Genomic DNA, 240 nt, shown 5'->3' with positions numbered 1-240 from the left:
CTTTACCCCCTTCCCAATCATCGCATCCATCATCTTAGCCATACGTGCCATTTCCTTCCCATCATGAACACGCACAAACTCACAACCCTTTTCAATGCCGAGACAACCGGTAGCTCCTGTTCCCTCAAGACGTTCCTCTACCGGTAGATCTAGCCCATGTCCAGTAAAGGACTTTCTTGAAGTACCTAAGAGAGGGGGCTAACCCAGGACGTTTAACGGTTGGAAATTCCGCGTCGGTTG

1 pseudogene is annotated in these 240 nt (G+C 50.0%); it reads right to left on the bottom strand.

Annotated features, from left to right (window positions below):
- Positions 1-240, bottom strand: a pseudogene (locus JDS99_RS31480) (dihydropteroate synthase); the annotation flags it as partial.

This window comes from Bacillus cereus group sp. N6 (genome assembly GCF_016483705.1).
Lineage (GTDB): Bacteria > Bacillota > Bacilli > Bacillales > Bacillaceae_G > Bacillus_A > Bacillus_A wiedmannii.
Note: the sequence above shows the minus strand (reverse complement) of the source record. Positions and strands in the feature narration are given on the sequence as shown.